The organism is Streptomyces doebereineriae (assembly GCF_031845645.1).
In the GTDB taxonomy this organism is placed as follows: domain Bacteria; phylum Actinomycetota; class Actinomycetes; order Streptomycetales; family Streptomycetaceae; genus Streptomyces; species Streptomyces canus.
Genome location: NZ_JAVREZ010000001.1, coordinates 49,811 through 73,972 on the forward strand (window position 1 = coordinate 49,811; position 24,162 = coordinate 73,972).

At 70.1% G+C, this 24,162-nt stretch carries 20 protein-coding genes; 12 read left to right on the top strand and 8 right to left on the bottom strand.

Annotated features, from left to right (window positions below):
* Positions 1–27 precede the first annotated feature (27 nt).
* On the top strand, positions 28–3,018 hold the full coding sequence (locus RNB18_RS00245) for a family 78 glycoside hydrolase catalytic domain (protein WP_311712071.1): 2,991 nt from the start codon (positions 28–30) through the stop codon (positions 3,016–3,018).
* Here the strand turns inward: RNB18_RS00245 and RNB18_RS00250 are convergent.
* From RNB18_RS00250 to rhaI, 6 genes are all read right to left on the bottom strand, one after another.
* The gene (locus RNB18_RS00250) at positions 2,991–3,647 is read right to left on the bottom strand and encodes a LutC/YkgG family protein (RefSeq protein ID WP_311712072.1); all 657 of its coding nucleotides are present in this window, start codon (positions 3,645–3,647) and stop codon (positions 2,991–2,993) included. The two genes, RNB18_RS00245 and RNB18_RS00250, sit on opposite strands and share 28 nt — an antisense overlap.
* The gene (locus RNB18_RS00255; protein WP_311712073.1) at positions 3,644–5,137 is read right to left on the bottom strand and encodes a LutB/LldF family L-lactate oxidation iron-sulfur protein; all 1,494 of its coding nucleotides are present in this window, start codon (positions 5,135–5,137) and stop codon (positions 3,644–3,646) included. Before RNB18_RS00255 ends, RNB18_RS00250 begins: the two co-directional genes overlap by 4 nt.
* The gene (locus tag RNB18_RS00260; protein WP_311712074.1) at positions 5,134–5,889 is read right to left on the bottom strand and encodes a (Fe-S)-binding protein; all 756 of its coding nucleotides are present in this window, start codon (positions 5,887–5,889) and stop codon (positions 5,134–5,136) included. Before RNB18_RS00260 ends, RNB18_RS00255 begins: the two co-directional genes overlap by 4 nt.
* A gap of 71 nt (positions 5,890–5,960) precedes the next feature.
* Positions 5,961–7,397, bottom strand: coding sequence for a rhamnulokinase (locus RNB18_RS00265; RefSeq protein ID WP_311712075.1), 1,437 nt, complete (start codon positions 7,395–7,397; stop codon positions 5,961–5,963).
* The gene (locus RNB18_RS00270) at positions 7,394–9,433 is read right to left on the bottom strand and encodes a bifunctional aldolase/short-chain dehydrogenase (protein ID WP_311712076.1); all 2,040 of its coding nucleotides are present in this window, start codon (positions 9,431–9,433) and stop codon (positions 7,394–7,396) included. The genes RNB18_RS00265 and RNB18_RS00270 overlap by 4 nt, the downstream gene beginning before the upstream one ends.
* Positions 9,434–9,547: 114 nt before the next feature.
* Entirely contained in the window at positions 9,548–10,708 is a 1,161-nt protein-coding gene (rhaI, locus tag RNB18_RS00275; protein ID WP_311712077.1) for an L-rhamnose isomerase, read from the bottom strand.
* 274 nt (positions 10,709–10,982) lie between these two features.
* Between rhaI and RNB18_RS00280 the strand changes: the two genes are divergently transcribed.
* The 9 genes from RNB18_RS00280 to RNB18_RS00320 all read left to right on the top strand — a co-directional run bounded on the left by RNB18_RS00280 (position 10,983) and on the right by RNB18_RS00320 (position 20,687).
* Positions 10,983–12,500: a sugar ABC transporter ATP-binding protein gene (locus RNB18_RS00280; RefSeq protein ID WP_059204297.1), complete on the top strand. Its 1,518-nt coding sequence runs from the start codon at positions 10,983–10,985 to the stop codon at positions 12,498–12,500.
* Positions 12,497–13,537 carry an ABC transporter permease gene (locus RNB18_RS00285; protein ID WP_311712078.1) on the top strand — a complete coding sequence of 347 codons (1,041 nt, stop codon included), beginning with the start codon at positions 12,497–12,499 and terminating at the stop codon, positions 13,535–13,537. The genes RNB18_RS00280 and RNB18_RS00285 overlap by 4 nt, the downstream gene beginning before the upstream one ends.
* A complete protein-coding gene (locus RNB18_RS00290) occupies positions 13,530–14,540 on the top strand; it encodes an ABC transporter permease (protein WP_311712079.1) in 1,011 nt (336 codons plus the stop codon). Before RNB18_RS00285 ends, RNB18_RS00290 begins: the two co-directional genes overlap by 8 nt.
* A 55-nt stretch (positions 14,541–14,595) precedes the next feature.
* Positions 14,596–15,675, top strand: a complete 1,080-nt coding sequence (rhaS, locus tag RNB18_RS00295) for a rhamnose ABC transporter substrate-binding protein (protein ID WP_280860895.1) — start codon at positions 14,596–14,598, stop codon at positions 15,673–15,675.
* Positions 15,676–15,692: 17 nt separating this feature from the next.
* Positions 15,693–16,013 (top strand): L-rhamnose mutarotase, encoded by a 321-nt coding sequence (locus RNB18_RS00300; protein ID WP_311712080.1) that lies wholly within the window; start codon positions 15,693–15,695, stop codon positions 16,011–16,013.
* Between the two features lie 23 nt (positions 16,014–16,036).
* The gene (locus RNB18_RS00305) at positions 16,037–17,461 is read left to right on the top strand and encodes a BNR repeat-containing protein (protein ID WP_311712081.1); all 1,425 of its coding nucleotides are present in this window, start codon (positions 16,037–16,039) and stop codon (positions 17,459–17,461) included.
* Between the two features lie 80 nt (positions 17,462–17,541).
* Positions 17,542–18,567 (top strand): LacI family DNA-binding transcriptional regulator, encoded by a 1,026-nt coding sequence (locus RNB18_RS00310; protein WP_311712082.1) that lies wholly within the window; start codon positions 17,542–17,544, stop codon positions 18,565–18,567.
* A 104-nt stretch (positions 18,568–18,671) separates the two neighbouring features.
* Positions 18,672–19,973 carry an alpha/beta fold hydrolase gene (locus RNB18_RS00315; protein WP_311712083.1) on the top strand — a complete coding sequence of 434 codons (1,302 nt, stop codon included), beginning with the start codon at positions 18,672–18,674 and terminating at the stop codon, positions 19,971–19,973.
* 108 nt (positions 19,974–20,081) lie between these two features.
* On the top strand, positions 20,082–20,687 hold the full coding sequence (locus tag RNB18_RS00320; protein WP_311712084.1) for an FxLYD domain-containing protein: 606 nt from the start codon (positions 20,082–20,084) through the stop codon (positions 20,685–20,687).
* Position 20,688: 1 nt separating this feature from the next.
* On the opposite strand, the gene RNB18_RS00325 is transcribed toward RNB18_RS00320, so the two are convergent.
* Positions 20,689–20,889: a DUF5999 family protein gene (locus tag RNB18_RS00325; protein ID WP_266393399.1), complete on the bottom strand. Its 201-nt coding sequence runs from the start codon at positions 20,887–20,889 to the stop codon at positions 20,689–20,691.
* 175 nt (positions 20,890–21,064) lie between these two features.
* Between RNB18_RS00325 and RNB18_RS00330 the strand changes: the two genes are divergently transcribed.
* Complete coding sequence (locus RNB18_RS00330) at positions 21,065–21,874, top strand: pentapeptide repeat-containing protein (RefSeq protein ID WP_311712085.1); 810 nt, start codon at positions 21,065–21,067, stop codon at positions 21,872–21,874.
* Here RNB18_RS00330 and RNB18_RS00335 read toward each other — a convergent pair.
* Positions 21,842–23,362: a cytochrome P450 gene (locus RNB18_RS00335; RefSeq protein ID WP_311712086.1), complete on the bottom strand. Its 1,521-nt coding sequence runs from the start codon at positions 23,360–23,362 to the stop codon at positions 21,842–21,844. The genes RNB18_RS00330 and RNB18_RS00335 overlap by 33 nt on opposite strands.
* A gap of 107 nt (positions 23,363–23,469) precedes the next feature.
* On the opposite strand from RNB18_RS00335, the gene RNB18_RS00340 reads away from it, so the two are divergent.
* Complete coding sequence (locus RNB18_RS00340) at positions 23,470–24,078, top strand: TetR/AcrR family transcriptional regulator (protein ID WP_311712087.1); 609 nt, start codon at positions 23,470–23,472, stop codon at positions 24,076–24,078.
* The last annotated feature ends 84 nt before the right edge of the window (positions 24,079–24,162 follow it).

Sequence of the window (24,162 nt, forward strand, 5' to 3'; positions counted from 1 at the left end):
CCTCCGAACAGCCGAAGGGACAAAGGCATGACCGACGGAGTCGACAGCACGAACACGGCCGCCGACCGTACCGCCGTGGAGGGCCTCACGGTGGAGCACCGCATCAATCCGCTCGGCGTGGACGCGGCCCGCCCGAGGTTCGGCTGGCGCACCGCGTCCCGGGTCCGTGGCCGGCGTCAGACGGCGTACCGCCTCCTGGTCGCGTCCACCCCCGACCGCCTGGCCGACGGCCGCGCGGACGTCTGGGACAGTGGCCGGGTCGACTCGGCGGACTCGGTGGCCGTGCGCTACGCGGGCCCCGGGCTGCACGCCTCGACCCGCTACCACTGGACGGTCCAGGTCTGGGACGAGAACGGCCGCAGCCTCCCCGAGGCCCCGACCGCGCGCTTCGAGACCGGCCTGCTCAGCACCGACGGCGTGACCGGCTGGGACGGCGCGAAGTGGATCAGCATGGCGGGCAAGGCGCCGAACAGCGAGGGCGCGCCGCTCCTGAGAAGGCAGGCGGACCTGAAAGCCGGCCGGGTGCGCGAGGCCCGGCTCTATGTCTCCGCGCTCGGCGTGTACGACGCCTACGTCAATGGCCGCCGGGTCACCGTGCCCCAGGACGGCGGCACCACCCACGAACTCCTCACCCCGGGCTGGACCAACTACGACACCACCGTCAGCTACTTCACCTACGACGTGACGGGCCTGGTGGTGGGGAAGCCGCAGGTCACCCTCGCGGCCGTACTGGGCAACGGCTGGTTCAACGGCCGCATCTCCGACAACAGCGTCTACCACTCCGCGGACGGCAACCGCCTCGCCCTCAAGGCCAAACTCCTGATCCGTTACGAGGACGGCTCGAACCAGACCCTCGTGACCGCGCCCGGCGACGACTGGAGGTCCACGGACACCGGCCCCTACCGCGCCGACGACATCTACGACGGCCAGACCTACGACGCCCGCAGGGAACTGCCCGGCTGGACCGCGAACGGCTTCGACGTCTCCGCCTGGTCCGGCGTCGAGGAGCACGACTTCACCACCCGGTTCCCCGAGTCCCGCCTGATCGCCTACCCGGGCGAGTCGGCCCGGCTGATGCCCGCATGGGACTGCAGGCCGCGGTCGATCACCGTCTGCACCGGCGGCGGCGATTTCGTCCCCGACCCCGCCCGCACGGTCACCGATCCCACCCGGGCCGCCACCACCCACACCACCCTGCACCCCGGCGACACCGCCGTGATCGACCTCGGCCAGAACCTGGTCGGCGTCCCCCGCTACACCCTCCGCGGACCCGCGGGCGCCGAAGTGGCCTTCACACCGGGAGAGATGCTCAACGACGCCGGCGCGGGCGCGGACGGCCCGGAGGGTTCCGTCTACCGGGCCAACCTCCGTACCGCCAAAGCCACCAGCACGTACATCCTCAAGGGCGACCCGAAGGGCGAGACCCACCAGGACTCCCTGACCTTCTACGGCTTCCGCTACGTCTCCGTCACCACGACCGCCACCGTCACCCTCACCGAACTGACCGGCAGGGTCGCCACCTCCGCCCTCCACGACATCGGCACCGTCGAAACGGACGACGCCGACGTCAATCAGCTGATCAGCAACGTCCGTTGGGGCCAGCGCGGCAACTACTTGTGGGTGCCCACCGACTGCCCGCAACGCGACGAACGCTGCGGCTGGACCGGCGACACCCAGGTCTTCTCCCACACCGGTCTCTACAGCACCGATTCGGTCGCCTTCCTGAGCCACTTCCAGGACATCCTGATCGACTCCCAGCGCACCTATGGCGCGGACGGCGCCCAGTTCACCTGGATCGCGCCCGGGGCCCGCTACAACGAGCCGGTCCCGGCGAGCGGCTGGGCGGACTGCGGGGTCGTCGTCCCCTGGACCGTGTGGCAGATGAGCGGTGACACCACCCTCGTCGACCGCAGCTGGGGCGCGATGACGGCCTACATGGACTGGATCCGCGCGCGCACCGGGGACACCTACGCCGGCCAGGGCGCGATCTTCGGCGACTGGCTGGCCTTCCAGGTGACCAGCACCCAGCTCATCAGCGATGTCTACTACGGCTACAGCGCCCGGCTCATGGCGGAGATGGCGCGCGCCACCGGCCGCACCGGCGAGGCCCACGCCTACGAGGAGCTCTTCTCCCACATCAAGCGGGCGTTCATCAGCAAGTACCTGAGCACCGAGGGCGGCCGCCTCACGGTGCGTTCCAGCCTCGGCTCCCCGCCGCCGTGGACTCCGGGCGGCAGTCCCACCCGGACCGAGGACGACAGCCAGACCGCGCTGCTCTGGGTCCTCAAGCTGGGCCTGTACGACACCGAGGTCCAGCGGCGCGCCCTCCTCGAGCTCCTGGTCCAGAACATCGGCAACGACTCCGCCTACAAGGCCGCCCACCCCGACAGCAGCCGTGTCGGACACGCCGAGAACACCCTCTCCGTCGGCTTCCTCGGCGTGAACGTCCTGGCCCCGGTCCTCACCGCGGAGGGCCAGGTGGAGCTGGCGTACAAGGTGTTGCACCAGGACGCGATGCCGTCGTGGCTCTACTCGGTGAAGAACGGCGCGACGACGGTCTGGGAGCGGTGGAACTCGTACGCGAAGGAGGAGGGCTTCGGGCCGGTCGAGATGAACTCGTTCAACCACTACTCCTACGGCGCGATCATGGAGTGGATGTACGAAAGCATGGCCGGCATCGCCAAGGACCCGGCCCACCCGGGCTTCAAGCACTTCTCCCTGCGGCCCCACCTCGACCCGACCGGCAGGATCACCCGGGTCTCCGGCTCGCACCGGTCGCCGTACGGCGAGATCGTCAGCGAATGGGCGGTGCGGGAGGGCGAGTTCAGGTACCGGGTCGCGGTGCCCGCCAACAGCACCGCGACCCTGCGCATCCCCACGAGCGACCCCGACTCCGTGCGCGAGAGCCGCACACCCCTGTCACGCGTCAAGGGAGTGAAGTACCTGGGCTTCGAAGACGGCACCGCGTCCTTCGAACTTCCGTCCGGGCGCTACGAGTTGGTCTCCGCGCTCGACTGAGTGTCCACCAGCACCACCTCGAGGGTGCGCGGACCGTGCACCCCCTCGACCCGGTCCAGTTCGATGTCACTGGTGGCCGATGGACCCGAGATCCATGTCAACGGGCGTGCCGGGTCGAGGCGTTCGAGGGCCTGCGGCACCGAGGAGACGACCTGGTCCGGGACCCGTACGACACAGACGTGATGGTCCGGGACGAGGGTGATGCGGCGGCGGCCCTGGTCCGGGCTCCCGTCCAGCACGATGGTGCCGGTCTCGGCGACAGCCACCGCGCACGCCGTGACCACGCTGTCGATCCGGTCCAGTTCGTGCGGGGTGCTCTCGACCCGGTCCGGAACCTGCTCGGTATCGGCCTCGGCCAGCCATGACCGTTCCAGGCCCGGCGGTACGAGGACCGTCTTCGACCCCCGTGCCGCCAGCATCCCGGCGAGCGTCGCCGGCAGGTCGGCCGCCGTGCAGCGGTGCACGATCGCCCGGTAGTCCGCGAGGTTCTCGGCCAGCAGTTCCACCGTCTCCTCGACGCTTCGGTCGCCGTGCTCGCGCAGATACGCGCGTTCGATCGGCGTGTCCTCGCTCGGGACATCGGCCAGCGCGCGCCGCACCCGGCCCAGGATCCGTTCCCTGCTGCTCACTTGCCGCCCTCCTTGCCACCGTTGGTGCGCTGCCACCAGTCGCGGAAGGGTTCCGCGGGCACGGCAGGCAGATCCCGGGTGCCGCTCCACGCCTTGCCGGGACCCGGCAGACTGCGCGGATGCAGACGTCGGGTGCGCGAGGCCAGCCGCTGGCCGGTGCGCAGTGCGCCCGGGTGGGCGAACGCCCAGCGGGCCGCCCGCATCGCCGCCCGCTCGGCCGCGTGTCCCTTGGCGGGCTTCAGCACCACCTTGTTGCCCTCGCGGACCACCGGACCGCCCTCCACGATCCGCTCCCGCAGATGCACCAGCACCTCCGGGATGTCGATGGCGACCGGACAGACCTCGTAGCAGGCCCCGCAGAGACTCGACGCATACGGCAGCGAGGCGTCGATCTCGCTTGCCGTGCCCCGGAGTTGAGGGCTGAGGATCGCGCCGATCGGGCCGGGGTAGACCGAGCCGTAGGCGTGGCCGCCGGCCCGCTCGTAGACCGGGCAGACGTTCAGGCACGCCGAGCAGCGGATGCAGCGCAGGGCCTGGCGGCCGACCTCGTCGGCGAGGGTGTCGGAGCGCCCGTTGTCGAGCAGCACCAGATGGAAGTTCTGCGGGCCGTCCTCTTCCCCGGCGCGGCCGTCCCTGGTGCCTGTCCACGTGGACGTGTACGGGTTCATGCGCTCGGCGGTCGAGGAGCGGGGGAGCGTCTGGAGGAAGACCTCCAGGTCCTGCCAGGTCGGCACGATCTTCTCGATGCCGACGACCGAGATCAGCGTCTCGGGCAGGGTCAGACACATCCGGCCGTTGCCCTCGGACTCCACGACCACCAGGGTGCCGGTGTCGGCGACCATGAAGTTGGCGCCGGAGATGCCGACCTTGGCGCGCAGGAACTTCTCCCGCAGATGCAGCCGTGCGGCCTCGGCGAGTTCGGCGGGCGTGTCGGTGAGCCCCTCGGGGGCCGGGCGGCCCCACTCGCTCATCTCGCGCGCGAAGATGTCCCGGATCTCGCCCCGGTTGCGGTGGATCGCCGGTACGAGGATGTGCGAGGGCCGGTCCTTGCCCAACTGCACGATCAGCTCGGCGAGATCGGTCTCGTAGGCCCGGATGCCCTCGGCCTCCAGAGCCTCGTTGAGCCCGATCTCCTGCGTGGCCATCGACTTGACCTTGACGACCTCCGACTCACCGGTCATCTTGACGAGCTTGGTCACGATCTCGTTGGCCTCGTCGGCGTCGGCGGCCCAGTGGACGGTACCGCCCGCCGCCACGACCGACTCCTCCAACTGCACCAGATAGCGGTCGAGATGACGCAGCGTGTGGTCCTTGATCTGCTTGCCCGCCTCGCGCAGCTCCGCCCAGTCGGAGACCTCGGCGACGGCCTTCTCCCGCTTGGCGCGGATCGTGTGCGTGGCGTGGCGCAGATTGCCGCGCAGCGTCCGGTTGTTGACCGCCTCGTGCGCGGCCTTCGGGAAGGCCGGCATCCCTACGAACGTTCCGCTCATGCGGCCGGTTCCTCCTCCGTGCTCGCCAGGATCTCCGCGATGTGCACCGGCCGCATGCCCGACTCCAGCCGGCCCATGGTGCCCCCGATGTGCATGAGGCACGAGTTGTCGGCGGCGCACAGCACCTCCGCGCCCGTCGACTCGGCGTTGCGCACCTTGTCCGCGCCCATCGCCGCCGAGACATCGGCGTTCTTCAGCGCGAAGGTGCCACCGAAGCCGCAGCACTCGTCGGCGCCCGGAAGCTCCTTGAGCTCGAGCCCCTTGACCGCCTGGAGCAGCCGCCGGGGCCGGTCACCGAGCCCGAGGCTCCGCAGTCCGTGACAGGTCGGGTGGTATGTCACCGTGTGCGGGTAGTACGCCCCGACGTCCGTCACCCCCAGCACATCCACCAGGAATTCCGTCAGCTCGTAGGTCTTCGGCACCACCGGCGCGAGAGTGGTCGCGAGGCTTTCCCCGCGCCCCTCGGCCCGGGCCCGCTCACCCATCCGCGGATACAGCTCCCGCACCATCGCCCCGCACGATCCGGACGGCGTCACGATCGCCTCGTAGTCCCGGAATACATCGGAGAAATGCCGGGCCAGCGGTTCCGCCTCATGCCGGTAGCCGGTGTTGTAGTGCGCCTGCCCGCAGCAGGTCTGGGACATCGGAAAGTCGACGTCGACGCCCAGCCTGGTCAGCAGTTTCACCACGGCGCGCCCGGTGTCCGGATAGAGCGTGTCATTGACACAGGTCAGGAACAGGGCGACACGCATCGCGGCTCCTTGTGGTCGATCATCGGATGAGTGAAGCGTAGTCCGGGGTGGAAGTCCGGGGGAGACCCCGGTCAGTCCCCGGCGAGCCGGGCCTGCGCCTCGCGCCAGCGCGCGGAGTCGCCCTGCGGCTCGTACCGCGTGAGCGGCTGGGTCCGGGTGAGCAGCTCGCGCCCGCCCGCGAGGTCCCCCACGAGCCCGTGGGCCCGCGCCTGGACCAGGACGTTGCCGAGCGCGGCCGCCTCGGTCGGCCCCGCCACCACCGGCAGCCCGCAGGCGTCGGCGGTCAGCTGGCACAGCAGGGCGTTGCGCGTCCCGCCCCCGACGACGTGCACGACGTCGACGGGATGGCCGGCCAGCCGCTGCGCCTCGTCCACGGCCTTGTGGTGGGCCAGCGCGAGGGAGTCGAGGATGCACCGCGTGACCTCGGCGGGGGACTCCGGCACCGGCTGCCCCGAAACACGGCACGCCTCGGCGATCCGCTCCGGCATCCGGCCCGGCGCGAGGAACAGCGCGTCCCCGGCGTCCACCACCGACCGCAGCGCCGGCACCTTGGCCGCGTCCAGCAGCAGTTCGCCCAGGTCCGGGTCGCCCCAGGCCCGTACGCACTCCTGGAGCAGCCACAGCCCCATGATGTTGCGCAGATACCGGACCGTGCCGTCGAGCCCCAGCTCGTTGGTGAAGTTGGCGGCCCGGCTCTCCTCGGTCAGCACCGGAGCGTCGAGCTCCAGGCCCGCGAGGGACCAGGTGCCGGTGCAGATGTAGGCGAACCGCTCGCCGGACGCGGGCACGGCGGCCACCGCGGAGGCGGTGTCGTGCGATCCGACGGCCGTCACGGGCACGGGCCCGCGCAGTCCGGTCTCCTCCAGAACCTCGGGCCGCAGCAGCCCGGCCGGATCACCCGGCTGCCGCAGCGGCGCGAACAGCTCCAGGTCGATCCCGACCCGTTCGGCGATGTCGTACGACCACGCCCGCGTCCGGGGATCGATCAGCTGGGTGGTCGAGGCGTTGGTCAGCTCGGTGCCCTGCTCGCCGGTCAGCCAGTAGGTGAGCAGGTCGGGAACGAGCAACAGGCGCTGTGCGCCCACGAGTCGGTCCGCCACGAGCTGGTACAGCGTGTTGAACGGCGCGTACTGGAGCCCGGTCGCCGCGTAGAGCTCCGGCGCGGGCACGGTCGCCCACACCTTCTGCGCGACCCCTTCGGTGCGGGAGTCCCGGTAGTGCACCGGGTTGCCGAGCAGCGCCCCGTCGGCGTCCAGCAGTCCGTAGTCCACGGCCCAGCTGTCGATACCGACGGAGTCGACCTGACCGGCGGCCCGCAGCCCGTCCAGGACACCCCTGTACAGCGAGAGGATGTCCCAGCGCAGGCCCTCCGGGACCCGGACCGGCCGGTTCACGAACCGGTGTGCCTCGGACAGCTCCAGGCTGTCGGGGCCGACGCGGCCGACCATGACACGTCCGCTGGACGCGCCGAGGTCGACCGCGGCGTACGACTTCACGGACGCGCTCATCGCAGGAAGGCGGCCGCGACGCCGGCGTCGACCGGGACGTGCAGCCCGGTGGTGTGCGTCAGCTCCCCGCCGGCCAGCGCGAACACGGCGTTCGCCACGTGCTCGGGGAGCACCTCGCGCTTGAGGATGGTCCGCTGCGCGTAGAACTCGCCCAGCTTCTCCTCCTCCACGCCGTACACGGCCGCGCGCTTGGCACCCCAGCCGCCGGCGAAGATCCCGGACCCGCGCACCACACCGTCCGGGTTGACACCGTTGACGCGGATGCCGTGCTCGCCCAGCTCGGCGGCCAGCAGCCGCACCTGGTGGGCCTGGTCGGCCTTGGTGGCGGAGTAGGCGATGTTGTTGGGCCCGGCGAAGACGGCGTTCTTGGAGGCGATGTAGACGATGTCGCCGCCGAGCTTCTGCGCGATCATCACCCGGGCCGCCTCCCGCGACACAAGGAAGGAACCGCGCGCCATGATGTCGTGCTGGAGGTCCCAGTCCTTGGCGGAGGTCTCCAGGAGCGGCTTGGAGATGGAGATGCCCGCGTTGTTCACGACGAGGTCCACCCCACCGAAGGCCAGCACCGCGGCGCGGAACGACTCGGCGATCTGCTCCTCGGACGTGACGTCGACGGTCACGGCGACGGCCTTGTCGGGCCCGCCGAGCTCCTCGGCGACCGCGGCGGCGTTGTCGGCGTTGAGGTCGGCGACGACGACACACGCGCCCTCGGCGACAAGGCGCTGCGCGATGGCCTTCCCGATACCGCTGCCGGCGCCGGTCACCAGCGCCACGCGGGTCGCGAGCGGCTTGGGCTTCGGCATCCGCTGGAGCTTGGCCTCCTCGAGGGCCCAGTACTCGATGCGGAACTTCTCGGACTCCTCGATGGGCGCGTACGCCGAGACGGCCTCGGCGCCCCGCATCACGTTGATCGCGTTGACGTAGAACTCACCCGCGACCCGGGCGGTCTGCTTGTCCTTGCCGAAGGAGAACATGCCGACACCCGGGACGAGCACGATCGCCGGGTCGGCGCCACGCATGGCGGGGGAGTCGGGCAGCGCGTTCCGCTGGTAGTAGGCGGCGTACTCCTCGCGGTACTCGGCGTGCAGGACGTCGAGCCGCGCGATGGCCTCCTCCAGCGGAGCCGTGGGCGGCAGATCCAGGACGAGCGGCCGCACCTTGGTCCGCAGGAAGTGATCGGGGCAGGAGGTTCCGAGCGCGGCGAGCCGGGGGTGCTCGGCGCGGGCCAGGAACTCCAGGACGGCCTCGGAGTCGTTGAAGTGCCCGACCTGCGGCTTGTCCTGGGAGGCGACGGCGCGGACGTACGGCGCGAGGGCAGCGGCCCGCTCCCGCCGGTCGGCCTCGGCGAGGGCGCCGTAGCCCTCGATGACGGGCCCGAAGGGCTCGGCCTTGCCGCGCTCCTCCAGGAACGTCTCGGCGGTCCGGATGATGTGCAGCGAGTTCCGCTCGCACTCCTCGGCGGTGTCACCCCAGGCGGTGATCCCGTGCCCGCCGAGGACGACACCGATCGCCTGCGGGTTGGCGGCCTTGATGGCGGCGATGTCCAGCCCCAGCTGGAACCCGGGCCGCCGCCACGGCACCCAGGCGACGGTGTCGCCGAAACACTCGGCGGTCAGCTTTTCCCCGTCGGCGGCACAGGCCAGCGCGATACCGGAGTCCGGGTGCAGATGATCGACATGGGCGGCCTCGACCAGTCCGTGCATGGCGGTGTCGATGGACGGAGCCGCCCCACCCTTCCCATGCAGGCAGTAGTCGAACGCGGCGACCATCTCGTCCTCGCGCCCGACACCCGGGTACACGTCGACGAGCGCCCGCATCCGATCGAGCCGCAGCACGGCAAGCCCGCCTTCGGTGAGCGTCCCGAGGTCACCCCCGGACCCCTTGACCCACATCAGCTCGACGTCACCCCCGGTGACGGGGTCGGTGTCGGTGCCCTTGGCGGACGCGTTGCCGCCGGCGTAGTTGGTGTTACGGGCGTCGGAGCCGAGCCGGTGGGACCGGGCGAGGAGGGCGGCGGCTTCGGGATGGATTGCCATGAACTTCCAGTCCTTACTGAAAAGAGGGTGAGATGACTTCCCTAGGGGCGCGGGGAACTGCGCGACCAGCCACAACGGACTCGCACCCCGCATACGACAGAACCCGGCAGACGCCTACGCCCCCCACCCGGCCTGCTCCCCACCAACCCGCTCGGCCACGATCTTCTCGGCCCACCCGGACCGCTTGTACGCAGCAATCGGATTGGCGTCCAACCCCATCTCTTCCCGCACCTCGGCGAGAAGCGGCCGCACGTCGGTGTTGTACGCGTCCATCAGCACGGCGTTCGCCTCCAGAACATCACCCTCGCGCTGAGCCACGGCAAGAGCGTCCCGGTCGACCAGGAGCGCCTTGGCGGTCGCTTCCTGGACGTTCATGACGGACCGGATGATCGCCGGAATCTTCGCCTCGATGTTGTGGCACTGGTCGAGCATGAAGGCGACGTCGGGCGTGTACCCGCCGCCACGGATGACCTCGTACATGATCCGGAACAGCTGGAACGGATCGGCCGCCCCCACCATGAGGTCGTCGTCGGCGTAGAACCGCGAGTTGAAGTCGAACCCGCCGAGCTTCCCCTCCCGCAGCAGCGTGGCGACGATGAACTCGATGTTGGTGCCGGGAGCGTGGTGCCCGGTGTCGACGACGACCTGCGCCTTGGGCCCGAGCTTCAGACAGTGCGCGTACGCCGTCCCCCAGTCCGGCACGTCCGTCGAGTAGAAGGCCGGCTCGAAGAACTTGTACTCGAGCAGCATCCGCTGCCCGTCGCCCAGACGGTCGTACACCTCGGACAGACCTTCGGACAGTCGGTCCTGCCGGGCCCGCAGATCATCCTGACCGGGATAGTTCGTGCCGTCGGCGAACCACAGCTTCAGGTCCTGGGACCCGGTCGCGTCCATGATGTCGACGCACTCCAGCAGGTGATCGAGAGCCTTCCGCCGCACCGAGGCGTCCGGATGGCAGATGCTGCCCAGCTTGTAGTCGTCGTCCTGGAACGTGTTGGAGTTGATGGCGCCCAGCTTCACGCCCCGCTCCTCGGCGAGCTTCGCCAGTGCGGCGTAGTCCTCGACCTTGTCCCAGGGGATGTGCAGGGCGACGGTCGGGGCCACCCCGGTGAACGCGTGCACCTGCGCAGCGTCCTCCAGCTTCTCCTGCGGAGTACGCGGTACGCCCTGCTGGGCGAAGACCTTGAAGCGGGTTCCGGAGTTCCCGTACGCCCACGACGGCGTCTCGACTGCCTGGGTCTTGAGAGCGGCCTTCACCGCGGCGAGCTCGGTCACTTGAGGGCTCCTGTGACGTCGGGTCCGAAGGGCTTGCGAACAGCTTCACTGTGAAACGATTCAAGACGCGAAAGTATGGCGCCCTCGAAGGGGTGTCAACCCCTGCGGCCAAGGCTGTTGCCCGTGACCCTGCCGTGACCTGAGTCCATCGAAACATTTTCGACACGAACCCATTGACGTGACATGCGCTCCATGCCTAACGTCCCGGCAACCAAGTTGAAACCTTTCACGACGCCGAGAGGGTCGTCCCGCCGGCGTCGTCGAGGAGCCCCCAATGACCCACCCGTCCACCACGGGTCCGGCCCCGGTTCTCGCGCTCAGGGACATTTCGAAGTCCTTCGGCGCGGTTCGCGCCCTGCGGGACGTCTCCCTGGAGCTGTTTCCCGGGGAGGTACACGCCCTCGCCGGCGAGAACGGCGCGGGCAAGTCGACCCTCATCAAGACCCTCGCGGGAGTGCACCGGCCGGACACCGGCCAGGTAGTGCTCGACGGCGAGCCGGTCCTCTTCCACGGTCCCGGTGACGCCCGCGACGCCGGTATCGCCGTGATCTACCAGGAGCCCACGCTCTTCCCCGACCTGTCGATCGCCGAGAACATCTTCATGGGCCGCCAGCCCCGGCGCGCCCTGGGCCGGATCGACCACAAGGCCACGCACGCCGCGACCCTGGCGCTGATGCAGCGTCTCGGGGTCGAGCTCGACCCCGACCGCCCGGCGCGCGGCCTGTCCATCGCCGACCAGCAGATCGTCGAGATCGCCAAGGCGCTGTCCTTCGAGGCCCGGGTCCTGATCATGGACGAGCCGACCGCCGCCCTCACCGGCAGCGAGGTGGCCCGCCTCTTCGGCGTCGTCAAGGCGCTGCGCGAGCAGGGCGCCGCCGTCCTGTTCATCTCGCACCGGCTGGAGGAGATCTTCCAGATCTGCCAGCGGGTCACCACCCTGCGCGACGGCGCCTGGATCGCCAGTGAGCCGATCGAGGGCATGACCGAGGACGACCTCGTCCGCCGTATGGTCGGCCGCGACCTCGACGAGCTGTACCCCAAGCAGGACGTACGCCCCGGCGAGGTCGCGCTCACGGTGAGCCGGCTGACCCGGGAGGGCGTCTTCACCGACGTCTCCTTCGAGGTCAGGCAGGGCGAGATCGTCGGCCTCGCGGGGCTCGTCGGAGCGGGCCGTACCGAAGTCGCCCGAGCCGTGTTCGGCATCGACCGCTGGGACGCCGGCCAGGTTTCCGTGGACGGCAAGGTCCTGGTCAACGGCGCCCCCTCCACCGCGATGGCCGCAGGACTCGCGCTGGTCCCCGAGGACCGGCGCGCCCAGGGCCTCGTGATGGACATGTCGATCGAGCGCAACATCGGCCTCACCGGACTCCGTACGACCGTCAAGGCGGGCCTCATGGACCGCGGGGCCGAACGCAGCCGTTCGCTCGACTGGGCCGTCAAGCTCCAGGTGAAGTACGCCCGGATCGCCGACACCGTCAACACCCTGTCGGGCGGCAACCAGCAGAAGGTCGTCCTCGCCAAGTGGCTGGCCACCGGCCCCAAGGTGCTCATCGTCGACGAGCCGACCCGCGGCATCGACGTCGGCACCAAGGCCGAGGTGCACCGGCTGCTCAGCGAGCTGGCCGCCGACGGGGTGGCCATCCTGATGATCTCCTCCGACCTGCCCGAGATCCTCGGCATGGCCGACCGCGTGCTCGTGATGCACGAGGGCCGCCTCACCGCCGAGATCCCGCGCTCCGACGCCACCGAGGAAACCGTGATGGCCGCAGCCACCGGGAGGGCCGCCGCATGACGGTCACCACCCCCCAGCAGGCCCCTCCCGCAGAGGTGCCGAAGGCCGGTGCCACCCGGCTCGTCGACCGCGTCTTCAAGATGCGCGAGCTCGCCATCCTGCTCGTCTTCCTGGCGATGATCGTCGTCACCCAGATCGGGAACAGCGACTTCCTCACCGAGCAGGGCATCAAGGACCTGCTGCTGAACGCCACCATCCTGGTCCTGGTCGCCACCGGACAGTCGCTGGTGGTCATCACGAGGAACGTCGACCTCTCGGTCGGCTCCATCCTCGGGATCAGCGCCTTCGCCGCCGGTACCTACCTCCAGGGCGGCGGGAACCCCGTCGTGGCGATCGGGCTCGCGGTCCTGTTCGGCATCGGCTTCGGCCTACTCAACGGCCTCCTCGTCAGCCTCGGCCAGGTGCCCGCGCTCGTGGTCACCCTCGGCACGCTCTACATCATCCGGGGCATCGACTCCATCTGGGTCGGCTCCCGCCAGATCACGGCGGCCGACCTCCCGGACAGCTTCGTGAACTTCGGCTCCGGCGGCATCTCCGCAGTGCCCTACCTGGCCCTGATCGCGCTGGCGGTACTCATCGCCACCGCCTACTACCTCAAGCACTTCGGCAGCGGACGCGAGCTGTACGCGCTCGGCTCCAACCCCGAGGCCGCACGGCTCGCCGGCATCCCGGTGCGCAAGCGGATCCTGGCCGCGTACACCTTCTGCGGCGGCCTCGCCGGTCTCGCCGGCGCGATGTACCTGGCCCGGTTCGGCAACGTCGACTCGGGCACCGGAACCGGCTACGAACTGACCGTCGTCAGCGCGGTCGTGGTCGGCGGTGTCGTCTTCACCGGAGGCTCCGGCAGCGTCTACGGCGCGGCGCTCGGCGCCCTCCTGCTGACCTCCATCAACAGTGTGCTGCCCGCCCTCGGCGTCAGCTCGGTCTGGGTGCTCGCCATCAACGGCATCCTGCTCATCCTCGCCATCGCGGTCGACCGGATCGTCGCGCTGCGCGTGGCCTCCGCCCTGAAGAAGAGGAACGCCCGCCATGCCTGACTCCCTGACGCGTGCGATCCGCTGGGACACGGTCGTCGGCGCCCTCCTGATCGTGGTCCTGCTGCTGTCCTTCAGCACCGTCGACGGTTTCGGCAACGCGCTGAACCTGTCCTTCCTGATCGGCAACACCCTGCCGATCGCGCTGATCGCCCTGCCCATGACCATGCTCGTGGTCTCCGGCGAGATCGACCTCTCCGTCGCCTCCACCGCCGGTCTGTCCGGCGCGGTGATGGGCGCCCTGTGGAACCAGGGCCTGACGATCGAGGTGATCATCCCGATCTGCCTGGTTCTCGGTGTCGTGTGCGGGCTGGTCAACGGCCTGCTCGTCACCCGGCTGGGCCTGCCCTCCCTCGCCGTCACCATCGGCACCCTCGCCGCCTACCGGGGCATCGCACAGATCGTGCTCGGCTCCGACGCGGTGACCGACTTCCCGACGCAGTACCTGGACTTCGCGGCGGGCCGCGTTGGCGACACGTTCATCCCGCAGGCCTTCCTGCCCTTCGTCGTCCTGCTCGCTATCGCCGTGGTCGTCCTGCACGCCACGCCGTTCGGGCGGTCGGTGTTCGCGACCGGTGCGAGCGAGGAGGCGGCGCGTTTCGCGGGCATCCGGGTCAAGCGCCAGAAGCTGATCCTGTTCACGGTGACGGGTCTGATGGCCTCGCTCACCGGCATCTTCTGGGCACTGCACTACGCCAGTGCCCGCTACGACAACGCGACCGGCCTCGAACTCTCCGTGGTCGCCGCGGTGCTGCTCGGCGGTATCGACTTCGACGGAGGCAAGGGCACGCTCGGCGGTGCGATCGCGGGAGTCTTCCTGCTCGGCGCACTGCAGAACGTGATGAGCCTCCAGGACGTCTCCGCCCAGTCCCAGATCGTCGTCACCGGCGTTCTGCTCGTCCTCTCCGTGCTCGGCCCGCGGGTCGCACGGCAGATCTCGGTTGCGAGGGCCGGCCGCCGAGCCGCCTCGACACCGGCGTCCAAGGCGCCCACACCGGCCGCATAGGTCCGGGCGTTCAAGGAAACCTCGTATCCGCTCACCCTCGTAAGGAAGATCCGTCATGCGTAAGTCATCCCTCCGCCGTTCCTGCGCGGCCCTCGCCGCCGGCACCTCCCTCGCCCTCGCGCTCACCGCGTGCGGCGGCACCACCAAGAAGGACGTGCAGGACGAGGGCGCCTCGGCGGCCTCGACCGCCAAGGCGGACCCGAACGCGGCCACCAAGAAGGGCCTGACCGTCGGCTTCCTGCCCAAGCAGGTCAACAACCCGTACTTCACCTCCGCCGACAAGGGCGGCGAGGCGGCCCTGACGGAGCTCGGCTCGAAGTACAAGGAGGTCGGTCCGTCCAGCGCCACCGACACCGCCGGGCAGGTCTCCTACGTCAACACGCTCACCCAGCAGCAGGTGAACGCGATGGCCGTGTCCGCGCAGGACCCGGGCGCCCTGTGCACCGCCCTCAAGCAGGCCATGTCGAACGACATCAAGGTCGTCACCTACGACTCCGACACCAAGCCGGAGTGCCGCAACGCCTTCGTGTCGCAGGCCTCCGCCGAGGACCTGGGCCGCACCGAGGTGCAGCTGCTCGCCGAGCAGATCGGCTACAAGGGCGAGATCGCGATCCTGTCCGCCGCGCAGACGGCGACGAACCAGAACACCTGGATCGACTTCATGAAGGACGAGCTGAGCGACCCGAAGTACAAGAACATCAAGCTCGTCAAGGTCGCGTACGGCAACGACGACGCCCAGCAGTCCTTCCAGCAGACCCAGGGCCTGCTCCAGGAGTACCCGAACCTGAAGGGGATCATCTCCCCGACCACCGTCGGCATCAAGGCCGCGGCCCAGTACCTCTCCGGCTCCAAGTACAAGGGCAAGGTCAAGCTGACCGGCCTCGGCACCCCCAACGACATGCGCAAGTACGTCAAGAACGGCACCGTCGAGGGCTTCGAGCTGTGGGACCCGTCGAAGCTCGGCGCACTGGCCGCCCAGACCGCCGTCGCCCTGGTCTCCGGCCAGATCACCGGCAAGGAGGGCGAGACCTTCAAGGCCGGCGGCACCACGTACACCATCGGCAAGGACGGCGTGATCAACCTCGGCAAGCCGACCGTGTTCACCGCCAAGAACATCGACCAGTTCAACTTCTAGTTCCGGAGCGGTACTTCATGCAGCGCGTCTGTTTCCTCCTCAAGGTCCGTCAGGACAAGCTCGCCGAGTACCGCGAACGACACGCCGCCGTGTGGCCGGAGATGCTGGACGCACTCTCGGCCACCGGCTGGCACAACTACTCGCTCTTCCTGCGCGACGACGGCCTGCTCGTCGGCTATCTGGAGACCGAGGACTTCGAGGCCGCCAAGGCCGGTATGGAAGCCACCGAGGTCAACGCCCGCTGGCAGGCCGAGATGGGCGAGTTCTTCGAGTCCCTCGAAGGAGCCCGCCCGGACGAGGCGATGAAACCGCTCACTGAGGTGTTCCACCTCGCCTGACCTTCCCCATCAGGAGCCGCACCATGAGAAGACGCACACTGCTGGCAGGTGCCATCGTGTCCGCCATGTCCACCACCGCGCTCACCGGCGGCACCGCCCGCGCCGCCGACCCCGGTCCCTCCGTCACCCGGACCGGCACCACCACGCTCGACAGCCAGGCAGTCTTCTTCGTCTCCTACGACGGCCTCGTCAACAACAACTCGTTCCAGAAGAACGGCCTGCTGACCTACAAGGGCTATCAGTACGCCGTCTGGTACACCGCCGACAAGAACGCCGTCGTCGGCCGCCGCGTCCTCGGGGGGAGCACCTGGTCCACCGTCCAGGTCGGACACACCCTCAAGACCAGCGACTCCCACAACGTCATCTCCATGGGCGTCTCCAAGGTTGACGGCCGCCTCCACCTCAACATGGACTCGCACAGCGACGGCTTCACCTACGTCAAGTCGGTCGCCGGCCTCATGGACAACCCGTCAGGACTGAGCTGGACCGCGGCCCGGTTCGGCGCACCCCAGTCCACCCTGGACGGCCTCGCCCTCACCTCGCAGTTCACCTACCCGCAGTTCGTCTCCACCCCCGACGGCAAGCTCCAGCTCAGCTACCGGGTCGGGATATCCGGCAACGGCCGCAACGCCCTGGCGGAGTACGACGGTTCGACCTGGACCAACCTCGGCGAGTGGTCCGCCTCCACCGGCACCTACACCAGCGAGCACGGCTCCTCGACGGCCCGCAACATGTACCTGCACGGCATCGACTACGACAAGAACGGCCGGCTGCACTCCTTCTTCACCTGGCGCGAGCAGAACGGTGCCGTGATGTGCTCCAGCGGCGGCATCACCAACCACGACACCGGTTACGTCTACTCCGACGACCGCGGCCGCACCTGGCGCAACAACTCCGGCACCGTCGTCGGCACCACCGGCGGCTCCGACAAGGTCGCCGTCACCGACAGCGGCCTGGTCATCGACGCGCTGAACCCGGACCACTCCCTGATGAACCAGGAGAGCCAGTCCACGGACTCCTCGGGCCTGCCGCACGCGATCATCAGTTACGTCCCCGGCCGCTTCGGTCAGTGCACCACGAACTACGTCTCCGACCGCACCGCCAACGGCCGCGCCTTCCACGTCCGCAAGAACTCCTCGGGCACCTGGCAGAAGACCGAGATACCGGTCGTGCTCGGCTCCAGCCAGCGCACCAAACTGATCCTGGACAAGTACGACAACGCCTACGCGATCTTCCCGTTCGGCCGGATCGCCGGCGCCTCCAAGGCGTCCGGGTACACCGACTGGACGGTCCTGTTCGACGGCAGCGACCTCAACGCCTTCGGCGAGGTCGTGATCGACGAGATGCGGGTCGCACAGAGCAACGTGCTGTCGTTCATGTACCAGGAGAAGTCGAGCGGTACGACCCCCTCGGCGCTCCACGTCGTCGACTTCGCACTGCCTGCCTGATCGTGACCGGTGTGGGGGCGGCTCGACGATAATGTGAAAGTCGTCCTGTCGCCCCCCGTCTTCCTGGAGGTCCCTGCCCGATGGCCCAGTCGGTGGGTATCAAGGACGTCGCCCGCGCCGCCGGAGTCTCCGTCGGCACGGTCTCGAACGTCATCAATCGTCCGGACTCCGTCGCCACCGAGACCCGGGCGCGCGTCCTGTCCGCGATAGACCGGCTCGGCTATGTCCGCAGCGAGTCCGCGCGTCAACTGCGCGCGGGCCGCAGCCGGATCATGGGTCTGCTCGTGCTCGACATGGGCAACCCCTTCTTCGTCGACGTCGCGCGCGGCGCCGAACGGGCCGCCCGCGAGGACGGCCTCGGCGTGATGGTCTGCAACAGCGCCCAGAGTGCGAGCGAGGAGGCGGAGTACCTGTCCCTCTTCGCGGAGCAGCGGGTCCGGGGCGTACTGCTCACCCCGACCGACGCCTCCGGCCGCAACATCGACTCCTTCCGCCGCCACGGCATCCCCTTCGTCCTCGTCGACCGGGTCGCCGAGGGCACCACCGAGTGCTCGGTCTCCGTCGACGACGTCGCCGGCGGCGCCCTGGCCGTCCGGCACCTCGTGGACGCCGGGCACCGCTCCATCGCCTACGTCAGCGGCCCGCCCGGCCTCAACCAGGTCCGCGACCGCCGCACCGGCGCCCTCAACGCGCTGGCCGAGGCGGGCCTGGGCCCCGAGCATCTGCGCGAGCTGCCCACCGAACGGCTCGACGTGGCCGCGGGCCGGGACGCCGGCGCCCGTCTCCTCGGCCTCGCCGACCGCCCGACCGCAGTGTTCTGCGCCAACGACCTGCTCGCCCTCGGCGTCCTGCAGGCCATGTACGCGGCGGGGATCACGGTCCCCGACGACCTCGCCATCGTCGGCTACGACGACATCGAGTTCGCCGCCGCCGCGGCCGTCCCCCTCACCTCGGTCCGGCAGCCCGCCGTCACCATGGGCGCCCTGGCCGCCGAACTGCTTCTGGAGGAGACGGAGGCGGAGACCACCGGCAAGCGGCACGACCACCGCCGGGTGGTGCTCCAGCCCGAACTGGTGGTGCGGCGCTCCAGCCTGGCCGCCCGCTGACCGGGGAGTCAGTAAGATTTCATGATCGAAGGGGTCGGACGGCGGACGAACATGTGCTGAACTGGGACGCGTCCACAGAATGTCCGTCCGTCCCGGGAGCCCTGTTGACCGCGACCTACCGCCAGCCCGGCCTCGTCCTCACCGACCGCCGCTTCACCGTCCCCCTCGACCACGACGACCCGGCCGGGGAGACGATCGAGCTCTACGCCCGCGAGGCCGTCGCGAGCGACAAGGCGGGCCAGAACCTGCCGTGGCTGGTCTATCTCCAGGGCGGCCCGGGCTTCGGGGCGAACCGTTTCGTCGGCAAGGGAGCCTGGTTCGGCCGGGCCCTGAAGGAGTACCGCGTCCTCCTGCTCGACCAGCGCGGTACCGGCCACTCCACACCGGCCAACCGCCAGACGCTCCCGCTGCGCGGCGGCCCCGCCGAACAGGCCGACTACCTGGCCCGCTTCCGCGCCGACTCCATCGTCCGCGACTGCGAGGCGATCCGCGCCCAGGTGACCGGCGGCGCCCCCTGGACCGTCCTCGGCCAGAGCTTCGGCGGTTTCTGCGCCACGACCTATCTGTCCCTCGCCCCCGAGGGCCTCGCCGCCGCCCTCATCACCGGCGGTCTGCCCTCCCTCGACGGCCACGCCGACGACGTCTACCGGGCCGCCTACCCACGCGTGGAGCGCAAGGTCGCCGCGCACTACGCCCGCTATCCGCAGGACGTCGACCGGGCCCGCCGTATCGCCGACCATCTCCTCACCCGCGACGTCACCCTGCCGAACGGCTACCGCCTGACGGTCGAGGCCTTCCAGTCCCTCGGCATCCTCCTCGGCGGCGGCGAGGGCAGTCACCGGCTGCACTACCTGCTGGAGCACGCCTTCGTCCGCACCCCGCAGGGCCCGGAGCTCTCCGACGCGTTCCAGGAAGAGGTCCAGGGCCTCCTCTCCTACGCGCCCCACCCGCTCTACGCCCTCGTCCACGAGGCCACCTACGGCCAGGGCGAGCGCCCCACCGCCTGGTCGGCCGAACGGGTACGCACCGAGTTCCCGCAGTTCGACGCGGCCAAGGCCCTCGCCGGCGACGAGCCGTTGCTGTTCACCGGTGAGTCCATCCACCCCTGGCTGTTCGACTGCGACCCGGCGCTGCGCCCGCTGCGCGAGACCGCCGAGCTCCTCGCCGCCCGCACCGACTGGCAGCCCCTGTACGACCCGGCCCGCCTCGCCGCCAACGAGGTCCCGGTCGCCGCCGCCGTCTACCACGACGACATGTACGTCGACACGGCCCACTCCCTCGAGACCGCCCGCGCGATCCGCGGTCTGCGCACCTGGGTGACGGACGAGTTCGAGCACGACGGCGTCCGCGCGGGCGGCCCCCGTGTCCTGGACCGGCTGCTCGCCCTCGCCCGCGACGACGCCTGACGCCGGACACCCGGACAGCCCGCGGGTGGCGACATGCCGCACTCTCGATTCCGGCATAAGGTTCATTTCGGCCAGGTGTCGATGCCGGAGTCGAGAGGACGTCAGTCGATGAGCACACCGTCACCCCACGGACGGTCCCGGATCGCCGCCCTCGCCGTGGCCCTGGCCGCCGCGACCGCGTTCACCCTGACGGCCTGCGACGACGACTCCGGCGGCTCGTCGACGTCCTCCGCCACGCCCACGGCCCCGGACACGGCCTCCTTCTCCGGCAACGCGGCCTCCGCGCTCGCGTCCGCCAAGGCCTCGGTGCGGGCCGAGGCCTCGAAGCGGGCCGCGTCCGCCTCGGCTGCCGCCTCCTCCTTCGAGGCCTCCGTCTCCGCGGAGGTGGAGCGGGCCAACAAGGCCGCGCGGACCGAGCTCGCCAAGGTCGACGGACAGGGCAACGCGATGTCCGAGGTCACCATGACCGGCAAGCCGCGCTCCGAGACCGGCGGTCTGCTCGCCGTCGTCGTCACCATCACCAACAAGACCGACAAGACGGCCTCGTACGCCGTGCAGGTCGACTTCCTCGACTCGTCCGGCAAGGTGGTGGAGACCCGGTACGTCGGCGCCGAGGACCTCGGGCCGGGGCAGAAGGCACAGCCGGTCGCCGTCAGCCGCAAGCCCACCGAGCCGGTGCTGACCCCCAAGCTGGCGAAGGCGCAACGGTATTGACTCAGGCGGCCGCGGCCAGCGCGCCGGGTGTGCGGTGCGGGCTCACGACCCGTCCGTCCGGCAGGAGTTCACCGGTGTCGTCGAAGACGATGGTGCCGTTGCACAGCAGGCTCCAGCCCTGTTCGGGATGGGCCGAGACGATCACCGCGGTGTGGTGACAGGGGCTGTCGGCGGTGGGGCACGGGGGCTGATGGCTGCACATGACATCTCCTCGATGCGTTCGGCTCCTGCCTCGGTTCGGCCGATATCTCTGTGGTAGCCGAGCTTGTTTTCCGCTGGATGAGGAGACCCCCACATCGCAGGAATCTCATCGGTGAGTTCTCGTCAGGTCGGCCGGTCGGCGAGGCCGTTAGGCTGGCGGCGATATGCAAGAACAAATGCTCGACCTCAGCGGCGACTGCGCGCGGTGCTTCGGACTGTGCTGTGTCGCCCTGCCCTTCACCGCCTCCGCGGACTTCGCCCGTGACAAGCCCGCCGACACGCCGTGCCCGAACCTACGGGACGACCACCGGTGCGGCATCCACGCGAAACTGCGCGCCGAGGGCTACACCGGATGCACGGTCTACGACTGCTTCGGCGCCGGACAGAAGGTCTCGCAGGTCACCTTCGGCGGCCGGGACTGGCGTACCGGCCCGCGCGAGGACGCCCGCCGGATGTTCGACGTCTTCCCGGTCGTGCGCCAGCTCCACGAGTTGCTCTGGTACCTCACCGAGGCGCTCACCCTGCCCGCCGCCCGCCCGGTCCACGCCGACCTGCGCCGCATGCTGGAGCGAACCGACGCGCTCACCCGGGGCACCGCCGAAGACCTCGCCGCGCTGGACGTCCCCGCGCACCGGCAGGAGGTCAACGTCCTTCTGCTCAGGACCAGTGAGCTGGTGCGGGCCGGATTCGGCGCCGCGAACAGGAAGAAGAACCGCCGGGGCGCGGACCTGATGGGCGCCCGCCTCAAGGGCGCCGACCTGCGCGGAGCCACCCTTCGCGGCGCCTATCTCATAGCGGCCGACCTCACCGGCGCCGACCTGCGCGGCGCGGATCTGATCGGTGCCGATCTGCGCGACGCCGACCTGACGGACGCGGACCTGACGGGCGCCTTCTTCCTCACCCAGCCTCAGCTGAACGCGGCCCGGGGCAGCGCCGGCACCCGGCTGCCGGACTCAGTCACCCGCCCCGGACACTGGACAGCGTGACTCCGAGGCGGCCGGGGCCTCGTCGGAATCCGCCACGGGGGCGGCCGTAGCGCCACTGCCCGACCGCCGTTCCAAGTGCAGCCGCAGCCCCTCCGGCATCAGCGTCAGCCGCTCGGTCACGCTGAGCCGGTAGCCGGGGTCGGCCCGCAGCTCGTAGCGGCGCAGCAGCAGCCCGAGCACCAGCGTGGCCTCGTGGAGCGCGAACTGCCGCCCGATGCAGGCCCGGGCCCCGGTGCCGAACGGCTTGAAGACATGCGGGGGACGCGAGCGTACGGCCTTGGGGTCGAAGCGGTCCGGGTCGAACCGCTCGGCGTCGGCGCCCCACACCTCGGGGTCGCGTTGCAGCATCGGCGTGAGCACCAGCGTCCACGCCCCGCGGCGCATCAGGTGCCGCCCGGCCAGCACGGTGTCCTGGACGGCCTCCCGGGCGAACGCGGGTGCCGTGGGCCACAGCCGCAGCGACTCGTCCAGTACCCGGCGCACGTACCGCAGCTTCGCCACCTGGTCGTACCCCGGCACGGCGGCCGAGCCCCAGACGCGGTCCACCTCGGCACGCGCGCGTGCCGCGACCTCGGGGTGCCGGGAGAGGTAGTGCAGGGCGAAGGAGAGCGCGCCCGACGTCGTCTCGTGGCCGGCCACCAGGAAGGTGATGACCTGCCGGCGGACGTTCTCCGGGGACAGCCGCTCACCGGTCTCCGGGTGGGCCGTCTCCAGCATCCGGTCCAGCAGATCGCCGTCCCCGCCCGCCGCGCGCCGGGCCCCGACCAGGTCGTCGACCATGCGGTTGAGGTAGGCGATGTCGTCCGCGTTGCGCTGCGCGGCGCGCCGTAGAAGAGCCGGGAAGGGCACGGAGTTGAGGCGCTGCGCGTAGGTCAGGGTGCCCACCATGGCCGTCACGAAGGGATGCGGCCGGTCCCGCTCGAAGGAGCCGAAGTCATGGCCGAACCCGGTCCGCGCGATGGTCTCCAGGGTCAGCTTGGTCATGTCGCCGGGGACGTCCACCGACCGGCCCGCCGCCTGCTCGCGGTCCCAGCGGTCCGTCAGCCGCCCGGCGACGGCCAGCATCATCGGGTGGTAGGCCTCCATCGCCTCGCGGCTGAAGCCCGGTGCCAGCACGTCGTGTGCCAGTTGCCAGTTCGGCTCGTGGTTGTACGCGGTGAACAGCCCGTCGCCGGCGACCGGCCGCAGATTGGCGACCCCCAGACCGACATGCTTCGCGAACCGCGACTCGTCCGCCAGATCCGCCACCAGATCGGCACCCCAGACGAACACGAACTCCCGGTTGAACGCCTTGCGCCGGTAGATCGGCCCCAATTGGCGAGCGAAGCGCAGGGAGTCCTGGAGCGGGGTGGCCCGGTTGACGCCGAGGACGTCACCGAGCAGGGGGAGTCGGCGCGGCGGGTGCGGAATGCGGTGCAGCTCCGGCCAGCCCAGCTCGGCACTGCGGAAACCCCTCGGCTCCGCGGCCCTTGTCGTCGTCTCCGCCATGACGAGATCTCCCTTGATCCAGCGGCAGGTGAGTGCGTTGTACGTGGGTTCAATAACGCGTCTCAGTCTGATCCCGTTGTTGAACCGGCGTCAAGTAAAGTGCGGGCATGGCCGGGAAGCAGGGCGAGCGCACGCGCCGCAGGCTCAGCACCGGGGAGCGCCGGGAGCAGCTCCTGTCGGTGGGGGCGAGGCTGTTCTCGGAGAGCCCGTACGACGAGGTGTGGATCGAGCAGGTCGCGGAGATCGCCGGTGTCTCGCGCGGGCTGCTCTACCACTACTTCCCGACGAAGCGGGACTTCTTCGCGGCGGTCGTCGAGCGCGAGAGCGGGCGGATGCTGGCCATGACTGCGGCCGTGCCCGGCATCCCGGTGCGCGAGCAGCTCACCGCGGGGCTGGACACCTATCTGGAGTACGTGTCGGCGCACGCCCACGGCTACCGCGCCTTTCACCGTGCCGACGCCGCAGGGGACCAGTCCGTCCGCAAGGTCTACCAGCGGGCACTGGCCGCACAGGAGCGGCAGATCCTGGCGGCGCTGGCCGCGGATCCGGAGTTCGGGGCCCAGGCCGAAGAGCGCCCCGACCTCTCGCTGGCCGTCCGCGGCTGGCTGGCCTTCACCACGGCCGTGTGTCTGGAGTGGCTGAGGGGCTCGGACCTCTCCCGGGAACAGGTGCGCGATCTGTGCGCACGGGCCCTGCTCGGCGTTCTCAGGCCCTGACCCGGAATTCGCACGTCCGTCACGCATCCCATGGTTGGCTTCGTCGCCGATCTTCGATAAGTTAGGCAAGGCTTACCTTAGGAG

What these genes read in the sequence shown, in the direction of transcription:
- rhaS (WP_280860895.1), top strand. Translation starts at nt 14,596, where the DNA reads ATGCGTAAGTCATCCCTCCGCCGTTCCTGCGCGGCCCTCGCCGCCGGC.
- RNB18_RS00270 (WP_311712076.1), bottom strand. Translation starts at nt 9,433, where the DNA reads ATGGCAATCCATCCCGAAGCCGCCGCCCTCCTCGCCCGGTCCCACCGG.
- RNB18_RS00335 (WP_311712086.1), bottom strand. Translation starts at nt 23,362, where the DNA reads ATGGCGGAGACGACGACAAGGGCCGCGGAGCCGAGGGGTTTCCGCAGT.
- RNB18_RS00260 (WP_311712074.1), bottom strand. Translation starts at nt 5,889, where the DNA reads ATGCGTGTCGCCCTGTTCCTGACCTGTGTCAATGACACGCTCTATCCG.
- RNB18_RS00280 (WP_059204297.1), top strand. Translation starts at nt 10,983, where the DNA reads ATGACCCACCCGTCCACCACGGGTCCGGCCCCGGTTCTCGCGCTCAGG.
- RNB18_RS00245 (WP_311712071.1), top strand. Translation starts at nt 28, where the DNA reads ATGACCGACGGAGTCGACAGCACGAACACGGCCGCCGACCGTACCGCC.
- RNB18_RS00305 (WP_311712081.1), top strand. Translation starts at nt 16,037, where the DNA reads ATGAGAAGACGCACACTGCTGGCAGGTGCCATCGTGTCCGCCATGTCC.
- RNB18_RS00320 (WP_311712084.1), top strand. Translation starts at nt 20,082, where the DNA reads ATGAGCACACCGTCACCCCACGGACGGTCCCGGATCGCCGCCCTCGCC.
- RNB18_RS00330 (WP_311712085.1), top strand. Translation starts at nt 21,065, where the DNA reads ATGCTCGACCTCAGCGGCGACTGCGCGCGGTGCTTCGGACTGTGCTGT.
- RNB18_RS00310 (WP_311712082.1), top strand. Translation starts at nt 17,542, where the DNA reads ATGGCCCAGTCGGTGGGTATCAAGGACGTCGCCCGCGCCGCCGGAGTC.
- RNB18_RS00325 (WP_266393399.1), bottom strand. Translation starts at nt 20,889, where the DNA reads ATGTGCAGCCATCAGCCCCCGTGCCCCACCGCCGACAGCCCCTGTCAC.
- RNB18_RS00340 (WP_311712087.1), top strand. Translation starts at nt 23,470, where the DNA reads ATGGCCGGGAAGCAGGGCGAGCGCACGCGCCGCAGGCTCAGCACCGGG.
- RNB18_RS00300 (WP_311712080.1), top strand. Translation starts at nt 15,693, where the DNA reads ATGCAGCGCGTCTGTTTCCTCCTCAAGGTCCGTCAGGACAAGCTCGCC.
- RNB18_RS00255 (WP_311712073.1), bottom strand. Translation starts at nt 5,137, where the DNA reads ATGAGCGGAACGTTCGTAGGGATGCCGGCCTTCCCGAAGGCCGCGCAC.
- RNB18_RS00290 (WP_311712079.1), top strand. Translation starts at nt 13,530, where the DNA reads ATGCCTGACTCCCTGACGCGTGCGATCCGCTGGGACACGGTCGTCGGC.
- RNB18_RS00285 (WP_311712078.1), top strand. Translation starts at nt 12,497, where the DNA reads ATGACGGTCACCACCCCCCAGCAGGCCCCTCCCGCAGAGGTGCCGAAG.
- RNB18_RS00265 (WP_311712075.1), bottom strand. Translation starts at nt 7,397, where the DNA reads ATGAGCGCGTCCGTGAAGTCGTACGCCGCGGTCGACCTCGGCGCGTCC.